This window comes from Halolactibacillus halophilus (genome assembly GCF_900115605.1).
Classification (GTDB): Bacteria; Bacillota; Bacilli; order Bacillales; family Amphibacillaceae; genus Halolactibacillus; species Halolactibacillus halophilus.
In genome coordinates, this window is record NZ_FOXC01000007.1 from 30,941 (window position 1) to 48,834 (window position 17,894).

General features: G+C 36.8%; 15 protein-coding genes. 10 read left to right on the forward strand and 5 right to left on the reverse strand.

The genetic code is table 11. The annotated features are described in order from the left end of the window. Window positions 1–49: 49 nt before the first annotated feature. The 4 genes from BM098_RS04080 (at window position 50) to BM098_RS04095 (ending at window position 3,148) form a co-directional block, all read left to right on the forward strand. On the forward strand, window positions 50–514 hold the full coding sequence (locus tag BM098_RS04080; protein ID WP_089830694.1) for a low molecular weight protein-tyrosine-phosphatase: 465 nt from the start codon (window positions 50–52) through the stop codon (window positions 512–514). Between the two features lie 14 nt (window positions 515–528). Continuing rightward, window positions 529–810 carry a hypothetical protein gene (locus tag BM098_RS04085; protein ID WP_089830696.1) on the forward strand — a complete coding sequence of 94 codons (282 nt, stop codon included), beginning with the start codon at window positions 529–531 and terminating at the stop codon, window positions 808–810. 29 nt (window positions 811–839) lie between these two features. Then, window positions 840–1,847: a YihY/virulence factor BrkB family protein gene (locus BM098_RS04090; protein ID WP_089830698.1), complete on the forward strand. Its 1,008-nt coding sequence runs from the start codon at window positions 840–842 to the stop codon at window positions 1,845–1,847. 185 nt (window positions 1,848–2,032) lie between these two features. Then, on the forward strand, window positions 2,033–3,148 hold the full coding sequence (locus BM098_RS04095; protein WP_089830700.1) for a GGDEF domain-containing protein: 1,116 nt from the start codon (window positions 2,033–2,035) through the stop codon (window positions 3,146–3,148). A gap of 105 nt (window positions 3,149–3,253) precedes the next feature. Here the strand turns inward: BM098_RS04095 and BM098_RS04100 are convergent, their stop codons facing one another. Continuing rightward, on the reverse strand, window positions 3,254–5,206 hold the full coding sequence (locus BM098_RS04100) for a heavy metal translocating P-type ATPase (RefSeq protein WP_089830702.1): 1,953 nt from the start codon (window positions 5,204–5,206) through the stop codon (window positions 3,254–3,256). Window positions 5,207–5,539: 333 nt separating this feature from the next. On the opposite strand from BM098_RS04100, the gene BM098_RS04105 reads away from it, so the two are divergent. Together BM098_RS04105 and BM098_RS04110 are read left to right on the forward strand one after the other, a co-directional pair. Continuing rightward, window positions 5,540–6,373, forward strand: a complete 834-nt coding sequence (locus tag BM098_RS04105) for a transporter substrate-binding domain-containing protein (RefSeq protein ID WP_089830704.1) — start codon at window positions 5,540–5,542, stop codon at window positions 6,371–6,373. Between the two features lie 30 nt (window positions 6,374–6,403). Next, a complete protein-coding gene (locus BM098_RS04110; protein WP_234987409.1) occupies window positions 6,404–7,087 on the forward strand; it encodes an amino acid ABC transporter permease in 684 nt (227 codons plus the stop codon). A 91-nt stretch (window positions 7,088–7,178) separates the two neighbouring features. Here the strand turns inward: BM098_RS04110 and BM098_RS04115 are convergent, their stop codons facing one another. Then, window positions 7,179–8,351: an MFS transporter gene (locus BM098_RS04115; RefSeq protein WP_307725228.1), complete on the reverse strand. Its 1,173-nt coding sequence runs from the start codon at window positions 8,349–8,351 to the stop codon at window positions 7,179–7,181. 321 nt (window positions 8,352–8,672) lie between these two features. On the opposite strand from BM098_RS04115, the gene BM098_RS04120 reads away from it, so the two are divergent. Next, the gene (locus BM098_RS04120; RefSeq protein ID WP_089830708.1) at window positions 8,673–9,062 is read left to right on the forward strand and encodes an OsmC family protein; all 390 of its coding nucleotides are present in this window, start codon (window positions 8,673–8,675) and stop codon (window positions 9,060–9,062) included. Between the two features lie 176 nt (window positions 9,063–9,238). On the opposite strand, the gene BM098_RS04125 is transcribed toward BM098_RS04120, so the two are convergent. Next, window positions 9,239–10,105, reverse strand: coding sequence for a mechanosensitive ion channel family protein (locus BM098_RS04125; protein WP_089830710.1), 867 nt, complete (start codon window positions 10,103–10,105; stop codon window positions 9,239–9,241). 105 nt (window positions 10,106–10,210) lie between these two features. Here BM098_RS04125 and BM098_RS13560 point away from each other — a divergent pair, with 105 nt between their 5' ends. Further along, window positions 10,211–10,360: an SE1561 family protein gene (locus tag BM098_RS13560; RefSeq protein ID WP_186819678.1), complete on the forward strand. Its 150-nt coding sequence runs from the start codon at window positions 10,211–10,213 to the stop codon at window positions 10,358–10,360. Between the two features lie 388 nt (window positions 10,361–10,748). Here BM098_RS13560 and BM098_RS04130 read toward each other — a convergent pair whose 3' ends face one another. Further along, window positions 10,749–12,830, reverse strand: coding sequence for an RNA degradosome polyphosphate kinase (locus BM098_RS04130; protein WP_089830712.1), 2,082 nt, complete (start codon window positions 12,828–12,830; stop codon window positions 10,749–10,751). A gap of 5 nt (window positions 12,831–12,835) precedes the next feature. Continuing rightward, the gene (locus tag BM098_RS04135; RefSeq protein WP_089830714.1) at window positions 12,836–14,386 is read right to left on the reverse strand and encodes a Ppx/GppA family phosphatase; all 1,551 of its coding nucleotides are present in this window, start codon (window positions 14,384–14,386) and stop codon (window positions 12,836–12,838) included. 240 nt (window positions 14,387–14,626) lie between these two features. On the opposite strand from BM098_RS04135, the gene BM098_RS04140 reads away from it, so the two are divergent. Both BM098_RS04140 and BM098_RS04145 read left to right on the forward strand, forming a co-directional pair. After that, window positions 14,627–16,741 (forward strand): ATP-dependent Clp protease ATP-binding subunit, encoded by a 2,115-nt coding sequence (locus tag BM098_RS04140; protein WP_089830716.1) that lies wholly within the window; start codon window positions 14,627–14,629, stop codon window positions 16,739–16,741. Between the two features lie 259 nt (window positions 16,742–17,000). Further along, entirely contained in the window at window positions 17,001–17,837 is an 837-nt protein-coding gene (locus BM098_RS04145) for a dimethylarginine dimethylaminohydrolase family protein (protein WP_089830718.1), read from the forward strand. The last annotated feature ends 57 nt before the right edge of the window (window positions 17,838–17,894 follow it).

The window sequence follows — 17,894 nt, forward strand, 5'->3', positions numbered from 1 at the left end:
ATTTTTAGCTATAATGAGGTGTAATCAATTAAAAAAGGTGGTATATACTATGATAAGAGTACTTTTTGTTTGTCTCGGGAATATTTGTCGTTCGCCGATGGCAGAAGCATACTTTAGAGATTTAGTGAAAAAGAGAGGATTGATAGATCAATTTGAAATTGATTCAGCAGGCATTGGCCATTGGCATGAAGGAAAGCCCCCTTACATAGGGACACGTGATAAGTTGGATCAAGTAGGTATTACTTATGATGGGATGGTGGCTCGTCAAATCAAATCAAGTGATTTAGACGATTTTGATTATATTATTACAATGGACAATCAAAATCGCCAGGATGTAATGGCTTTAAGACAAGAAATGCCAACGGCTAAGATATTTAACTACATGGATGTCGTTGATAATGATTTAGAGGAAGTGCCTGATCCTTATCATACGGGCAAGTTTGATGAAACATTTGAACTGATTGAATTAGGGGCAGAGAAATTATTAGCTCAAATACTAAATGAATCTGAATAATAGGAGTGAAACAAATGCGAAATAAAAAAATGTTAGGTTTTATTGCGATTGGTGCCCTATCAGGAGCCGCTATTAGTTTGTTTGATAAAAATGTCCGCCGTGAATGTAAAGAAACGATGGACAATCAGATGTTGGAATGTCGTTACTATGCCAAACATCCAGCAGAATTGATGCATCAGTGCCGTAAACAGCTCGCTTGTGTGATAGATTTTTCTGAAACAGCGTTAGACCTAACGGTCCAATCTGCTGATAAAATAGAGAATCTGCTGAACAATATTGATAAAAAGATTGACTGATATGTGTGAATAACAAGGAGGCGAATAAAATGAACAGTCCCAACTGGAAACGGTTAAAACAATTCGGTATCGATTTATTTAAGAACTTTACCGAAGATGAAGTGACCTCCTTATCTGCACAAATGGCGTACTTCTTTTTACTTTCGCTGTTTCCATTGTTAATTTTTCTCGTGACTTTAGTCGGTTACTTTCCGTTTGATGCGGCATCATTGATTTCGGACTTAAGTGGCTATATTCCTGGGGAGGCAATGAGTTTGATTGAGTCAAACTTAGAACAAGTTGTAAATGCTAGTGGAGGTGGACTATTATCTGTTGGTATCATTGGTACACTCTGGTCTGCTTCAAATGGCATTAATGCGGTGATGCGCTCATTAAATAAAGCTTATGATGTTGAAGAAAATCGTTCCTTTTTAGTGGGACGTTTAATCGCAATTTTATTGCTAGTATCGATGCTCATTTTAATTCTTGTCGCTTTATTACTGCCTATCTTTGGCCGGGCGATTGGTGTTTATATCTTTTCGTTCTTTGGTGCATCTGAGACATTCATTGATGTATGGAATATGTTACGATGGGTCATATCTTCATCAATTTTCTTTGTTGTTTTCTTGTATCTATACCGTTTAGCACCAAACGCTAAAGTATATATAAAAGATACACTTTACGGTGCTTTATTTGCGACACTTGGCTTTCAGTTAGCGTCGTTTGGTTTTAGTTTTTATGTCAATAATTTTGGGAATTATACAGCCACATATGGTAGCCTTGGTGGTATTATCATTATGATGTTTTGGTTTTATATTACCGGTATTGTTGTAATTACAGGTGGAGAAATCAATGCGTTAACGGCGAAGTATCGAGGTCGTTCAAGTCAAAAGAACCGCAAAAATCATCAGCGCAAACCAAAGTCTGATGATTCAAGTAAGGAGAAAAAGTCAGATTCAAGTGCGAAGAAGAAACCAAATCAAACAGCACTAATCAAGCGAGATAAACAAGAATTAACAGAAGTAAATCAATTAAATAAAGACAAAGATATTAACTAGAATGATTCAAAATTTGGGAAAAGATATTGGCCTTGTTAGCAGGGTCAATATCTTTTCTCACTACAGAATGAGCTTAGTACATGAAGTTAATGAACTCAATTTAAATAGAAAGATGGGTCACATGAAGTATCATTTACAACTGATTTTCGGAATTATTAAATTTTTAAGGGTGAGTAGGTGAGGGTATGGAGTACTTTGTTCAATTTCAGTTGAATGTTTTTGCACTTTTGATTGTCGTAATTTTATACGCAATGATCAAATTGAAACTTAAAGTGAAAAGCTATGGCAAGTTTCTATTACGGATTATTATGCTTGTCTCTGCAGTCGCGATTATTGTTGAACCATTGACATGGATTTTTGACGGCAAGGTATTTCCGTTCAGCTATGTTTTAGAGTATGGCACGAATATCTTGTTATTTCTTGTTGGTCCTGTTTTAGGTGGCTTATTAATGAGTTATGTGGATTATCATACGTTTCACGACCCAAAACGATTAGGTAAGCGGTTATTTTATCAACAATGGAGTGTCGTGACGGTGATCATACTTATTGTCAATTTGTTTAACCCGATTTATTTCGAGGTGGATCCAGTCACAAATATTTATTCCAGTGGTGACTTTAAAGATTTTCATTATGTCGTACTCGCAAGTATTTATATTTATATGATTGTCTCACTATACCGGCATCGCCGTCTCGTGACTAAACATGCTCAACATATTTTCACTTGGTTTTTTATGTTGCCGATTCTTGGTATGATTGTGCAGCTATTTAATTCGAGGCTATATTTCTCGTGGACATCAGTTGTGCTGGGCATTTTAGTAGCTTATATTTTCTTAGAATCACAAGCGACAGAAGAGGATCACTTAACAAAATTATATAATCGTCAAAGTTACGAAATGTATGTCGAGCATTTGATTGAAGGAAATCAACCGTTTAGCTTTAATTTGTTTGATTTAAATCATTTTAAAATGATAAATGACACTTATGGCCATCTCGCTGGAGATCAAACGCTAATAGCTTTTGGACAAGTTCTTAAGCGTGTATTTGATAAGAATGCGCTTGTTTCAAGGCTAGGAGGAGATGAGTTTGTTGTTGTGATAGAGGGTGAGTACGTGAATGAAACGTATCATGAGCAAATAAATAGCTTATTGCAACAATACGAAGAAAACTATATCAAACAGGTCTCCTTCAGTTCAGGGTTGTCTGTTAAAAATGGCTTTGAAACGACTGAACAAATTTATCAACATGCTGATCATAAGCTTTATAAAGAAAAACGCACCTATCACCAAAGTCTCGTTGATTAATAAAGTATAACTATTAAGATGAGTCATTTCTATAGAATGAAAACAAACGACGCCTGGGTTTTGGAGACGTCGTTTGTTTAGTGTCGTTTTCTTTATATATATGGTTTAAGAAGGTAAGCCAGATTCTTTATATTTGAGTAAGCGTAAACCATTTAAAATGACAAGGATGGTACTCCCTTCGTGCCCTACAACCCCAAGTGGTAAATTAATAAACTGAAAGAGATTTGAGACAATCAGTAAGACAATCACAGAGATCGAGAAGAAAATATTTTGTTTCACGATGGTATTCATCCGTTTTGATAAACTGAATAGATCAACCAATTTAGAAAGTTTGTTTTTTATTAAGATGATATCAGCCGTTTCTAAAGCGACATCTGTCCCTGCGCCCATTGCAACACCGATATGAGCAGTCGCAAGTGCCGGCGCATCATTAATACCATCGCCGACCATCATAACAGTATCAAACTCTTCTCTTAATTCTTTCAATACCGTCACCTTATCTTCCGGCATACAGCTAGCTACATAGCGGCTTAAGCCAACTTCCTCTGCAATAGCCTCAGCTGTTTTTATATTGTCACCGGTTAACATAATGGTTTCAATGCCGAGGGATTGGAATGTTTTAATTGCTTCAATCGTATCTTGGCGAATTTCATCTTTTAAAGCAACGATGGCAACAACTTCATCATTTTTTGTAACATAGACGAGGGTTTTTGCGTGTCCTTTTAAAACAGTTGCTTGTTGTTCATACCAATTGTCTGATGAAGCATTAAATAGTTTTTCGTTACCAATTGCCCATACATCACCATTGAAGTTTGCTTTGACGCCTTTACCCGTCACTTCTGTCATTTCATCTGAAGCATTGACAGTCAATGGATCGAGGTGGTTTGCACTATACCGAATCATCGCTTCTGCAAGCGGATGACTTGAACCTTTTTCGATTTGAATAATCCGCTGTATAATCTCCTGATCTTCTTCGTTTGTTCTTGTAATGAAGTCAGTGACATCAGGACGACCAACAGTAAGTGTTCCGGTCTTATCAAAAGCAATTGCCGTGATTTTATCAAAATTTTCTAAATGTACACCACTTTTTACGAGCATTCCGCGTCTAGCACTTGTTGAAATTGCCGATAGTGTCGCTGGTGTAATTGAGGCGACAAGCGCACAGGGTGAGGCAACGACGAGTAAAATCATTGCCCGGTAAAAGGTTTCATTCCAACTCCAACCGACGATAAAAGGAGGGAGTATCATCATTAAAGCTGTTACACCTAAAACGACATAGACGTATACATTTTCAAATTGTTCAATAAATAATTGTGACGGTGATTTTTCCGATTGCGCTGAGCGTACAAGGGTCATAATTTTTTGTACGAATGAATCACGGCTATCTGTCGTTACTTCAACTGTAAGGCTGCCACTTTTGTTCATCGTTCCGGTAAATACTTTGTCACCAAATGATTTTTCCACTGGGATTGACTCACCAGTCAAGGCGCTTTCATCGATGGCGGTGCGTCCCTTAATAATCTTACCATCAACTGGCATTCGCTCGCCAGGTTTGACATAAATCAAATCACCAATACTCAGTTCATCAATTGAGACAAGTTCTTCATTATCATCATTAATACGAAGTGCTTGATCAGGTTGTAGGTGCATAAGATTGGATAAATCCCGCTCGCTTTTTTGCATCGTGTACGTCTCCATTGCGCCGGAAAGTGAGAAAATAAAGATAAGAATCGCACCTTCGACCCAGTAACCGATCACGGCAGATCCAATGGCAGCAAGGATCATTAACAGTTCAACGTTTAATGTCTTATTTTCGATTGTTTCGGTGATGCCTTCTTTTGCTTTTGCGTAACCCCCAACCAAAAAGGCTAAAATATTTAATGTAATATAAGTGCCCCCTGGAAGTTGATTGCTAAAGACCCAAGCGATTAAAATAAGTGCCCCGCTAATGATCGCAGCAATTAATTCTTGATGTTTCTTTACCTTTTTAAATTGCATCTGTACTAATTGAGAATGAGTCTTATTGTTATTTATAATATTTTTAGTTATTTCGCTCATAAATGACCCCTCCGTTTTCTAATTGAGAATTATAATCACTAATATTTATCTTAAACCCATTAATTAAGGTATTTTTTTAGTCTTTTCTTTAATAATTAAATTATAATAATTATAATTTAATTATAACAAGTAATTCTCAAAATGCAAGAATGGATACGCAAACGATGCTGAAATGTGAATAATTTGTGGCACAGGAGTAAAAAAATGAATTTTGTTATATTACAGATAAGATTATAAATATAGTACAGTTAATGTTTTTTGGTTGCATTACAATCTAATAGTTGATATAGTGAGTAACGAAATAAGTGATTTATCAGATAACAAACAAAGGGGATGGAAAAGTTGAAAAAAATACTTGCGGCTTTTTTACTTAGCAGTGTATTAGTTTTAAGTGCTTGTTCAGAAGAGGAAACAATATATGATGAAATTAAAGATAAAGGTGTCTTAACAGTAGCTACATCTGGGACATTAATTGCGGCTTCTTATTATGATGATGCAGATCAATTAACAGGATTTGATGTCGAAGTAGCGCGAGAAGTAGCGAACCGTTTAGATTTAGACGTAGCATTTGAAATTATGAGTGTGGACGGTATGTTACCTGCTGTTGAAACAGGGCGTGTTGATTTAGCGGCTAACGATTTTTCTGTAACGGAAAATAGAAAAGAGGCATTTACGTTCTCAGAGCCATATAAGTATTCGTATTCAACGATGGTTGTAAGAGAAAGTGATTATTCTGGCATCTATGCGCTTGAAGATTTAGAAGGTAAGATCAATGGTGGTGGGGCAACAACAATTTCGTCTGAAATCGCCCGACATTTTGGTGCAGAAGTTGAAACTTACGGAAATGCAAGTAATGAAGCTTACTTAAGAGATGTTTCAATTGGTCGAACAGATGTTGTTGTGAATGATTATTATTTAATTAAGTTTGGTGTAGCAGCCTTTCCTGACTTTGATATTATGATGCATCCGGATTTGAAGTTTCATCCAACCGAACAAGCGCTTGTGATGAAAAAGGATGAAACAGAACTTGAAGCAGCTGTTAATGAAGCATTAGAAGCAATGCGTGATGATGGTACTTTATCAGAGATTGCGATTGAGTTCTATGGTGAGGATGCTTCTGAACCGACAGAGGCAGAAGTTGAAATCATTGAGGGGTTAGATATTTAATTAATTTCTTGCTGGAAGGAGGCGGTAATGATGATGACATTTGATGTAGGTTTTTTTAATTTGGATAAGGCCATTGAAAATTTACCGCTCATTCTTTCTGGGTTACCAATGACGATTGCGGTTTCGTTTTTTAGTATGGTAATTGGTTTAATACTTGGCCTGCCCGTTGCTTTACTTAGAGGGAGTGAACGTAGGCGGTTTCGGTTACCCGCCCGAGTGTATATCTCATTTATGCGTGGAACACCGATATTAGTCTTTCTATTCATTATATATTTTGGTTTACCCGCTGTAGGTATCGAATTTTCTGCATTTCAAGCAGCGGTGATCGGATTCGGTTTAAACGCCACGGCCTATATAGCAGAGGTGAATCGTGCGGCCCTTAATAGTGTCGAACACGGACAGTGGGAAGCAGCGCAATCACTCGGTTTGAATTACCGACAAACAGTAATGGGCATTATCTTACCACAAGCAATGCGAATCGCATTACCACCGCTGACAAATATCTTTTTAGATTTAGTAAAGGCAACATCGCTTGCGGCAGTTATAACTGTACCTGAATTGTTTCAAAAAACACAGATTGCTAGTGGACGATCGTTTGATTTTCTAACGATGTATACCTTAGTAGCTATGATCTACTGGCCACTCAGCATTTTGATTAGTGCTTTTCAAGAACGATTGGAAATACGTTTTTCAAGGTTTGTTGATCGTAATTAAACAAATAGCTAGAAAAATGAGTCGCTTTTTAAATAAGCAGACTCTTTTTTCTAGCTGATAAACTTAATGTTAGCGTTTATAATCTTAGGTTTTAAGTGGACTCTATTTGGACTCTTTTAGGAGTGAAAAAAATAAATAAAAGGGCAATGATGAGTAACATAACAGTTAAACTATAAAACAAGGAAACGTCCGGAAATTTTTGAATTACTGCCCCGCCAAAGTAAGGACCAATCATACTTCCTAAACTAAAACTAATCCCACACATAATATTCCCTGCCGGTAGTAACTGTTTTGGCAAGGAGTCTGTCATAAAGGAGACGCCCATTGAAAACAATGAACCGAGTAAACCACCAGCTATTATAAAGGTTAAGATAATGACAAAAAAGTGCTGTTCAAATAGAGCACCGATAAAGAACATAATGGTTCCGGCAGATGTTACAATTGCCAACATTTTCTTGCGTCCAATCTTATCACTTATTGTTCCAAGCGGTACTTGGGTAAAAAGTGTTGCAATGGAAAAGAGCGGGATAATATAAGCGATTGTATCTACAGAATAACCAATCCGCATGCCATACAATGGGAAAATCCCATGTAAGACAGCTTCTAAAATTCCGTATGCAAACGGTCCAAGCAAACTTAGCCAAGCAAGCTTAATAGTAAGGCCAAAGCGAATGAAAATCGATTGAATTTTGACAGTTTGAATCGTCTCATCTTGCTCAACATGATCATTTTGGATAAATAAAACAAATAGCCAAGCTACGAAGCAGGAAAGACTCGCAAGGAAAAAGGGCAGGTGTGGATGCACTTTTACGAGTTTTAACATGAGTGGTCCAAGTGCAAATCCTAGGCTGAAGAACAGTCCATATATAGCGATAATTTTCCCGCGCTTATATTGCGGAGTTGCCGAGGTGATCCAGGTTTGTGTGGCGAAGTTTAACATATGGTCACCGACACCGACAGCGAGCCTTAATATAAACCAAACAAATAGAGACGGGAATAGCGGGAACAATAATAATGAAATAAAGACTAATGCACCACCTGTCACAATCATTGGTTTATATCCGAACCGGTGGAGTGGTTTCTCCATAAAAGGAGAAGCAATCAAGACCCCAATATACAATCCGGTCGCATGTAAACCATTGATACTTGATGACACACCCATATCTTCTAACAGAATGGCTAATAGGGGCAACAACATCCCTTGAGTAAAACCAGAGATGGTCACAAAACTGATTAATATATTAAAACGCATTGATTTAGACAATATTTCCCTCCTTATCTACCGATAAATTTAAACAACAGTCTTACTTTAATACGTTTAGTTAGAAAAGACAAGCTTCTTAGACGAGGGAATGTATGAGAAAGTGTTAAAAAAGTGAAAAAATCCAAGTGTTTATTTAAGCATCAAATTCTGAAAAGTGATAAACTAGAAAGGAATAGAAAGATTGAGCCTTCAATAAAGTTATGAAATGAAGGTCAAACGACTATACTCATAACGGGATAAGTTTTAAAAAAGAGAGAAGGATGCTTATCACAACTCAATATAGGGAAAAGAGAAACTATCGTAAGAAAGGGAGTCGATATTATGTTATTTAAATTTAAAGAAGAAGGTATCCGTGTCGAAGTGGAATATGGTATTTTAGATGTTTCTGAAGACCCATACCATGGTTATAAACCGGAACACTTATTGGTGGCATCGATTGCTGGGTCAAGTGCTAAGGAATTTACTGATTTATTAGAATTACATCACACACATGTAGATGACTTTTTTATTCGAACAGAAGTAAAGAAAGATCCAAAAGACGATCATAAAATGACAAAGATTAAATTGCACTTTGTTGTTAAAGGGCGTAATTTAAATATTGATAAACTATACCGTCTCTTAGAACAAGCAAGAGAGCGTTGTATGATTAGTCGTGCTTTAGAAAACAGTGTTGAGATTGATGAAACATTAGAAGTTGTCTCATTAAGATAAGTGATAATGGAAAGTATGTATTACGAAATGACACAGAGTCCTTTCGTTGTACATGCTTTTTATTTTTCGAAAAAGGGGCCATTGTCTTTATCTTTGAACTATCTCCACCCAATATTATCTTGAGTGTTTGAAGAGGGTGTTTATTCGCTCTAAGACAAAAAACACAACGGGCAAGATTACTGTCCGTTGTGCTGGTCCATATCAGTGATGTGGATGGCTTGATGGGGCATTTTTATTTGATTTTTAAACATATGCTTTGCGATAATTGTTTTTACCGTTCTTGCATTGCCAAAGTAATTCAAGTCTCCAACTAATCCAGAAATAATATAGCGATAACCTTGGTGTTGATCATTGACTGAGTCTACCCCAAGAACTGAAAATGGTTCAATCGGTTGTCCGGAAATATTCTGTTTTAAATAGTCTCGCAGTTCATGGTTAATATCCGTACAGACATCTTCTAGAATCCGTAACACTTTGGTGGGGTCTTCATAGTAACTGACTGTCACACGCTCTAAAACTCGCATTTTACTTTTGTTGAAATTTTCAACGGATGTTACTTGACCGTTATTTATTGAGATAATAGTCGCAGACCAATCACGGATTTTCAAGACGCGAAAGCCTACTTCTTCCACTATCCCTTCGTATTTTTCATTGACAATAACCCAATCACCTTTTTGAAGTTGTTTTTCATAGACGATGAAAAAGCCAGCGAGTAAGTCTTGCACGAGACTTTGTGCACCAAAACCAATAATAATACCAAGAACCCCAGCCCCAGCTAGCATTCCACCCACATCTAAACCAAAGATACTTAAGGCAAAGAATAAAAACCCTAGGATGGCAATGTATTTAATAACAGATTGTAAAAGGGATATAACGGTATCAGATTCTTTGCCATCCATTAAAGTTGTTCGACTTAAAACAGAGCGAACCAACCGCTGTAAAAAGACAGCGACAATAAAGATGACAAAACCACCAATGAGTAATTGCGTTATATGGTTTTCTAAAATTTTTTGTAATAATTCATTAATTTGTGAGAGCGACATACTATTCCTCCTGCTTGGTTACTTTTAGATAGTTATTATAACATACTAGACAGCAGGCTGCTTTTTTTGTACGATAGAGGGACATAATTAAAAAGGAGCTTTTTCATGCCAGACAATCCGAAAATACAGCAACTTAAACAGCAGCTAGAAGCATTTGTACAACAGCTAGATGAACTCGAACCAAGCGAAACCTCACTTGAAGACATTGACCGTTTAATTGAAATGATTGAGTCGATGGAAAAAAAGCTAAAGTAATGAAAGACAAGTCCATTAGGACTTGTCTTTTTTAGAAGTTTTTTGTGAATCGCTTTAAATAAAGCTTTACGCCATGAATCAAGCTGGACATTCAACAGGAGACGAAAATATGTTAAATATATTGATTGGTGTCATCATTATCTTTGGCTTTGCATTCGTTGTTTTTGATCACTATGTTCGTTTTAGATGGAAAAGTAATTATGGAAGAATTAGCTATTAAAAAATAGACGCAACTTGTCAATTGAGTGAATACGATCACTCGAAATAATCAATAAGTGATTGAAGACGATTGTTTGATTGCCTGTCTATATGGTGAAAGTCCGTGATTTTCTTTGATAAGTTATGAGCTTATTCTTATCGTTTCAAACACCCGTGAGAATGTACGGTATCAATTTGTTGGTGATGTTTGATAGGCCATGTCAAAGAATGAAAGTTGACTAGAGACTATGTCCTCATCAATCTGTTGTTTATAATCATAACACCCATTGGCTAGTTGGTAACGTGCCTTTTGATTGTCATGGAGTTGTAAATGTAAGATATCTATTACCCGCTTTTTATGGTGCCGGTCAAGAATAGGAAAAAGTAATTCAATTCGCTTAATCATGTTACGTGTCATCATGTCACATGAAGCTAAAAAGACTTTGTTAGTCCCGTGGTGATGGAAGTAATAAATCCGACTATGCTCTAGGAAACGACCAACAATACTCGAAACAGTAATGTTTTCGCTGACGCCTTTGATACCTGGTTTTAAGCAACAGATACCGCGCACAATCAATTCAATCTTAACCCCCTTATTCGATGCTTCATATAATTTTAAAATAAGTGGTTTATCAGTTAAGGCGTTCATTTTTGCAATAATATGACCATCACCATGTTGTTCGTGATAAGTCATTTCTTGATCAATGTAATGAATGAAGTCAGCTTGGATCTGATAAGGAGCCATTGATAAATGATGAAAAGTTGGCTTAAAGGTATAACCGCTTAAGAAATTAAAGAATAACGTTGCATCAATTCCAAATTCACGTCGTGATGTTAAAATTGATAAATCGGTGTAAAATTTGGCAGTTTGATCATTATAGTTTCCTGTACTTAAATGGACAAAACGTTCAATTCGTTCATGTTCTTTTCTAACAATCAAGGTAATTTTACTATGTGTCTTTAATCCAGTAATCCCGTAGATCACATGGCAACCGGCTTTTTCTAATGCCTTTGCCCATTGGACATTATTTTCTTCGTCAAAGCGAGCTTTTAATTCGACAAGCACAGTGACTTGTTTCCCGTTTTCGGCAGCAAGTTTTAAACTATTGACAATCGGTGAATCCCCACTGACGCGGTATAAGGTTTGTTTAATCGCTAAAACATGAGAATCTGTGGCTGCCTGGTCAATCATATCAACAATCACTTCAAAGGATTCATAGGGATGGTGCAACATAATATCTTTCCGACGTAACTGATCAAAAATATTAACAAGTGGTTCAACTTCTTTTGGTGGTTGTGGAATTAATGTTTGAAATACAAGATGCTCAAAGGTTTGTTTTAGTTGGCTATAAACATTAAGCAAGAATGTGAAATCAAGCGGGCCGTCATGATAGTAAAGGTCGTCGTTTGAAACTTCTAATACATATTTTAAAAAGTTAATCATATGCTGATTATGTTTCCCTTGACTCCCCATAATTTCTAATCTAACTGCCACTCCCCAGCGCCGTTTCTTAAGCTCTTTTTCGATTTCTTTTAGTAAGTCACGTGAGCCTTCCTCATGTAAGTTCATATCAGCGTTACGTGTGATCCGAAAACAAATCGTATCTTCGACGGTATAACCAGTAAATAAGCGATTTATATAATACCGGATGACATCCTCCAATAAAAGATAATGATGTTTATTTTTAATTTTGACAAATCGATTAAGAAGCGCTGGTACTTGGACAATTGCTGTTAGTTTTTTTTCCTTTTCATCTGGATGGTGTAGTGTAACGGCAATGTTTAACGATAAATTCTGTAGTATCGGAAATGGCCGATAAGCATCAATGGCTAGCGGTGTTAATACCGGATAGATGACCTGCTCAAAATACGTGTCAAGCCATTTTAATTCTTTTTTTGTTAGCTTATCGATCAAACCGATATGAATGTTTTCGTCGGCTAATTGCTGTTTTAACGTACGATAATAATCCTGTTGTTGTTTTACAAGTGGATGGGCTTCTTTTGTGATGGCTTTTAGCTGCTGCAAGGCAGTTAAGTCGGATTTATTCTCTGGTCGATTAAAGCCTGCTCGTACTTGGTCTTTTAGACCAGCAACGCGGACCATAAAAAATTCATCAAGGTTATTAGAGAAAATCCCGATAAAACGTAACCGTTCAAGTAAAGGCGTTTGTTCATCAATCGCCTCCTCTAGTACCCGTTTATTAAAGCGCAACCAACTAATTTCACGATTGTTAAAGTGTTCTGGTGAGTCAATAATGATGGGTTCTGTCATAGTTGTCACTCCTTATCTTTACTAGCCTTAACAAACGTTAAATCAATCGTACGTTTTAACGCTTTTTCTAAATGCTTCTTCTGTTTTTCTGCTTGATAAATTTCAGGGGCAGCATTTTTAGTATGAGTCAAGGTAAGCTTGATGGTTTTCTTTTTAACGGTAAGCGACACGTCGCTAATCGCACGTCGTTTAGTCGCATCTAAACAATAGGTGAATTTAAGTAAGGCACCTAATAGCATCATTTTTTTGCGCTCGGTTTTTGTTAACCAACTTTTATAAGGGCGCACAAACTGTTTGAAAACGGTTTTATTTTTAAACGAAGAAACAAGAGCAAGTTCAAGCTTTTCTCGGTGGCTTAAACCGTCAATGGTTCGGTTACTAAGTAAATAAAAGGTATGCTGGGCACTTGACTCATTATCAATATAGTCCCCCATATTAAATACATAGCTGGCACGTCTAAGTATAGTCCAATCTTCTTTAGTTAAGCCTTTAACTTTATGGTCAAGCAACGTCTCAAAAATTTCACGGGTAAGATGCTGAACTTGAAAGACTTGTCTTACATCTAAATCAAAGTCAGAAATAAGTTCTTGAAAAGAATCTTCTAGTACATTAGGCGAATATGGCTCTTCTTGTTTATGAAATAGTAATTCATAGTTAATACCGTCACGCAAACCTTTTTGACTCAATACAAAACGGTCAGCATGGGTGTACTTATAAAGTGTAATAAACGTCATAATCGCTGGTAAGATAATATCTGACCGGTCTTTTGATAACCCTTCTACTTTCATCCGTTTTTTATCGGATAAACTAAGTAAATGATCTTTTATTCGATTTAAATCCTTAAGGAGCATCGGGTATTGATGTAACCCGGCCATTGGATAATCTTTATCGATTTGATCGATTTGGGCAACGTTTCTCGCACTTCCTCCAATCGCAATAATAGGTACTGATAAATCTTTTAGCCAATCTAATGTGTGAAATGCCTTTTTAACATAGCTTTTTACTGTAGCTAGGTTAGCTGCTTCAGATAACGTATCATCATATAACTGACGTAAACTTAATGTACCAAAAGGAAAACTATGCGCGTAAATAAGTTTACGATTCTTAAAGTACGTGACCTCGGTCGAGCCACCACCCATATCAACAGTCACACCTTCAGTGAGTGAGGTTGAATTTACAATGGCTAAATATCCGTAAAAGGCTTCTTCCTCTTCGGAAAGAATTTGCATGTCCCAACCAAGATGCTCTTTAACCATTTGAATGATTGTATCTGAATTTTTTGCTTGTCGAACCGTCGCCGTTGCAACAACAGTAAAGTGTTTCAGTGGATAGATGTTTAGAACATCTTTAAATTCCTCTAAGGTTTCCATTAAAATAGTGATACCTTCATCAGATAAGTACCCTTCATCATTTAAATGATTTCTTAATCGAGCCACTACTTTGACGTTTTCTATTTCACGAAAGCGTCCGGCTTCATTTGGTAAATAAATAACTAGTCGCATCGTATTTGAACCAATGTCAATAAGGGCATAATAATTGTCTTTTTTGATTTGCATTTTCATCCCGCCTTTAATAAGTATCAGTATTATGTATATACCACGAATCGGCATATTATTAACCCTTTTAATTTGTTGGACTAACGAGACCATCGCTCTATTTTTAGAAAAAAAACATAAAAATCAAACAAAATACTTGAAAGTCAAAGAAGGTCAAAGTATACTGGAGTCAGGAAAGGTCAAAGATAGTCAAATGATAAGAACCTTCCATTATTATACTGAATGAAGGAGGAAAATAAAATGAAATGTCAAAAATGTCAAGTTCGTCCCGCAAATGTTAACGTCACCTTACGCATAAATGGTCACACCGAACAACTTCACGTGTGTGAGACGTGTTTTAAAGAAATCCGCAATGAATCCCTTCACCCATCTGGCTTCTTAGGACAAGCACCACATGACTTTGATGAACAACCTCGGTATACTCAACGTCAAACCGGTGTTAAAACAGAAGCACCTCAACATGATGGCTTACTTGACCAGCTCGGACGTAACCTTACTGACCAAGCAAAGCAAGGCTTAATTGACCCAGTCATTGGTCGTGAACGAGAGGTCAAACGCGTGATTGAAACATTGAATCGCCGTAATAAGAATAATCCCGTCTTAATTGGGGAACCAGGTGTTGGTAAAACAGCGATTGCTGAGGGGTTAGCATTAAAAATTGCTGATGGTCATGTGCCCAAAAAAATAAAAGAGAAAGACGTCTATTTACTTGATGTTGCATCACTTGTTGCTAACACGGGAGTGCGTGGTCAATTTGAAGAACGGATGAAAGGGTTAATCAATGAACTACAAGAACGTGAAAACGTGATTCTATTTGTTGATGAAATCCACTTACTTGTTGGTGCTGGTACGGCGGAAGGATCTCAAATGGATGCCGGTAATATTCTAAAACCAGCACTTGCTAAAGGCGAGCTGCAATTAATTGGTGCTACAACGTTAAAGGAATACCGTCAAATTGAAAAAGATCAAGCGCTTGAACGCCGGTTCCAACCGATAATCGTCAAGGAACCAACAGAAGATGAAGCGATTCAAATTTTACAAGGTATTAAGGACCGCTATGAAAGTTATCATCATGTTGCCTATAGTGACAATGTGATTGAACAGGCGGTACGATTGTCTAAGCGCTATATTCAGGACCGATTCTTACCAGATAAAGCGATTGACTTAATCGATGAAGCTGGGGCACGGTTGAATTTAACGTTATCTGAATCAGATGAATCAACGATTGAAGATGAATTAAAACAGATGGCGATAGAAAAACAACAAGCAGCAGAACGAGAAGATTATGAAACAGCCGCACATTTACGTCACAAGGAGTTACAGTTAGAGAAGAAGTTAGAAAATCATGAAGGTACACCGTCAATTGAAGTCACAACAGAAGCGATTCAATTACTCATTGAAGAGAAAACTGGTGTTCCTGTGAGAAAGATGCAAGCAGATGATCAACAAAAGATGAAAGATTTAAAAGCACATCTTGAGAAAAAAGTGATTGGTCAAGCAGTTGCTGTCGATAAAGTAGCGAAGGCGATACGTCGTAGCCGGGCCGGATTAAAATCAAAACATCGTCCAATTGGATCCTTCTTATTTGTCGGGCCAACGGGGGTTGGGAAAACGGAGTTAACAAAAGTACTCGCAGAAGAAATGTTTGGTCGTAAAGATGCTTTAATTCGCCTTGATATGAGTGAGTATATGGAAAAGCATACGGTATCTAAAATTATTGGATCTCCCCCAGGTTATGTCGGTCACGAAGAAGCAGGTCAGCTGACAGAAAAAGTTCGCCGGCAACCTTATAGCGTGATATTACTTGATGAAATCGAAAAAGCCCATCCCGATGTTCAACATATGTTCCTGCAAATTATGGAAGATGGTCGTTTAACGGATAGTCATGGTCGTACCGTTAATTTTAAAGATACGGTTATCATTATGACAAGTAATGCTGGCAGTGCAGTGAAAGAGTTACATGTTGGTTTTAACAAATCGGAAACAGATGCTGTTTCAACGCTCTCTCAGCTAAAAGATTACTTTAAACCAGAATTTTTAAACCGTTTTGATGCGATTATCACCTTTAATCATTTAGAGCAACAGCACTTAATCAAGATTGTTGATTTGATGTTAAATGAATTAAATGAAAATTTAAAAGAACAAGGTTATACACTAGCAGTGACAGAAAAAGCTAAGTTACACCTTGTGGATATCGGCTATGATCATGAATTTGGGGCACGTCCACTTCGACGAGTCATCCAAGAAACCATTGAAGACGGTATTACTGATATCTTATTAGATGAATCTGATATCACTGCTTTTAAAGCAGATATTGTTGATGATCAGATTGTTGTAACTAAGGTATCCGAATAGACTAAATCCAAATGAAACATAAGATAAACGGAATCATACGCTCAAACTAAGAGCGTATGATATTTTTTTAGAAAAAAACATCTGAATAATTATTCAATAAATTACCTTTTTCAACATAGAATATTAAAAAAATATGATTTTTTGTGAATAAAGATAAATGTTATTGGATAAAGCTATATTTGACAAAGGTTCTGTCAGTTTTGTTTGTGAAAAAGTCTGGTATAATAGTGGAAAAGTACGCTGAAGGGGAGAAACACTTATGACTACCGTATGTCAATCAGAATATGACAGGTTAACCCGCGTCATCGTAGCGGAACCTACTTATATGGCAATCACAGAAGTGATTAATGAAACACAAAAACATTTTTTAACTGACAATATAGATACCGAAGTTGCGACGCATCAACATCAAATGTTTGTCGATGTATTAAAAAATGAAGGTATTGAAGTTGAGCATCTGCCAGTGAAAGACCATCTCAATGAACAAGTATTTACCCGCGATATTGGCTTCATCTTAGGTAAGACATTATTTATTGCCAATATGGCGAGTAACATCCGTAAAGAAGAGACGAAGCTTTTAACTGATGCACTAGAAAAAAGTAACACGCCTTTTCAACCGCTAGTTGGACCGTCGATAGAGGGCGGGGATGTTTTGATTGATGGAAAAACAATTTATGTCGGTGTGAGTGAACGTACAACACAAGCTTCGATTGACTTACTCAAACAACAGTTACCTGACTACGAACTGTGTCCATTACCCTTAGTGGGGGATATTTTGCACTTAGACTGTACGTTTAATATTGTAAGTCAAACAGATGCGCTTATTTATCGTGACGGTTTAACAGACGAAGCGGTTGAACTGTTAGCACAACGCTATAACTTAATTGACGTTTCAGCTGATGAGCAATTTACCCTTGGTACAAATGTCTTGTCGATTGGTGATAAAAAAGTGATCAGCTTACCTAATAATCAAGCTGTAAACAAGCAATTAAAAGACAAAGGCTATCAGGTGATTGAAGTCGCTTTTGATGAGATCATTAAATCAGGTGGGTCTTTTAGATGTTGCACGTTACCGGTTGTAAGAGTGCAGGATTAAATCACTGTATATCAATTATTTAACTTAAGACAAATGAAAGAACCTGTCGCTTTTGCA

What these genes read in the sequence shown, in the direction of transcription:
- BM098_RS04130 (WP_089830712.1), bottom strand. Translation starts at nt 12,830, where the DNA reads ATGACAGAACCCATCATTATTGACTCACCAGAACACTTTAACAATCGT.
- BM098_RS04135 (WP_089830714.1), bottom strand. Translation starts at nt 14,386, where the DNA reads ATGCAAATCAAAAAAGACAATTATTATGCCCTTATTGACATTGGTTCA.
- BM098_RS04145 (WP_089830718.1), top strand. Translation starts at nt 17,001, where the DNA reads ATGACTACCGTATGTCAATCAGAATATGACAGGTTAACCCGCGTCATC.
- BM098_RS04105 (WP_089830704.1), top strand. Translation starts at nt 5,540, where the DNA reads ATGGAAAAGTTGAAAAAAATACTTGCGGCTTTTTTACTTAGCAGTGTA.
- BM098_RS04140 (WP_089830716.1), top strand. Translation starts at nt 14,627, where the DNA reads ATGAAATGTCAAAAATGTCAAGTTCGTCCCGCAAATGTTAACGTCACC.
- BM098_RS04095 (WP_089830700.1), top strand. Translation starts at nt 2,033, where the DNA reads ATGGAGTACTTTGTTCAATTTCAGTTGAATGTTTTTGCACTTTTGATT.
- BM098_RS04110 (WP_234987409.1), top strand. Translation starts at nt 6,404, where the DNA reads ATGATGACATTTGATGTAGGTTTTTTTAATTTGGATAAGGCCATTGAA.
- BM098_RS04120 (WP_089830708.1), top strand. Translation starts at nt 8,673, where the DNA reads ATGTTATTTAAATTTAAAGAAGAAGGTATCCGTGTCGAAGTGGAATAT.
- BM098_RS04080 (WP_089830694.1), top strand. Translation starts at nt 50, where the DNA reads ATGATAAGAGTACTTTTTGTTTGTCTCGGGAATATTTGTCGTTCGCCG.
- BM098_RS04090 (WP_089830698.1), top strand. Translation starts at nt 840, where the DNA reads ATGAACAGTCCCAACTGGAAACGGTTAAAACAATTCGGTATCGATTTA.
- BM098_RS04125 (WP_089830710.1), bottom strand. Translation starts at nt 10,105, where the DNA reads ATGTCGCTCTCACAAATTAATGAATTATTACAAAAAATTTTAGAAAAC.
- BM098_RS13560 (WP_186819678.1), top strand. Translation starts at nt 10,211, where the DNA reads ATGCCAGACAATCCGAAAATACAGCAACTTAAACAGCAGCTAGAAGCA.
- BM098_RS04085 (WP_089830696.1), top strand. Translation starts at nt 529, where the DNA reads ATGCGAAATAAAAAAATGTTAGGTTTTATTGCGATTGGTGCCCTATCA.
- BM098_RS04100 (WP_089830702.1), bottom strand. Translation starts at nt 5,206, where the DNA reads ATGAGCGAAATAACTAAAAATATTATAAATAACAATAAGACTCATTCT.